The sequence below is a fragment of the Pantoea sp. USHLN298 genome (assembly GCF_037149395.1).
GTDB lineage: Bacteria > Pseudomonadota > Gammaproteobacteria > Enterobacterales > Enterobacteriaceae > Pantoea > Pantoea astica.
In genome coordinates this window covers 1-376 of sequence record NZ_JBBCRO010000021.1, presented here as the reverse complement: position 1 = coordinate 376, position 376 = coordinate 1, and the positions used below count along the sequence as shown (strand labels likewise).

The following is a 376-nucleotide window of genomic DNA, read 5'->3' as shown; positions in this document are numbered from 1 at the left end:
GCCGTCCGCCACGGCCTGCGCCGCCGCGTCTGCCGCCGCCTGCTGTTTCTCTTCCGCCGCCTTCACGGCCGCTTCCGCCTCGGCGATCTGCGCATCGGTGGTGTCCGCCACGCCGTTGCCGTCCGCATCGGTGACCGCCGGCACGTCCGCCGCCTTCAGCGCGTCAGTACGCGCCTGAAGATCTCCCTTCTCTCCGGCCTCATCCGGCACCCGGCTGACCGCGTCCTGCGCCGCCTGCTTCGCCGCGGCCAGCGCCTGGTTCGCATCCTCCACCGCCTTCGCCCCGGCCGGCGTGACCAGCCCGCCGTCCGCCACGGCCTGCGCCGCCGCGTCTGCCGCCGCCTGCTGTTTCTCTTCCGCCGCCTTCACGGCCGCT

1 protein-coding gene is annotated in these 376 nt (G+C 74.7%); it reads right to left on the bottom strand.

What is annotated here, in order from left to right; all coding sequences use genetic code 11:
* Positions 1 to 376: GA-like domain-containing protein (locus WFK59_RS21980; RefSeq protein WP_442956323.1), on the bottom strand; the 376-nt coding region annotated here is incomplete at both ends.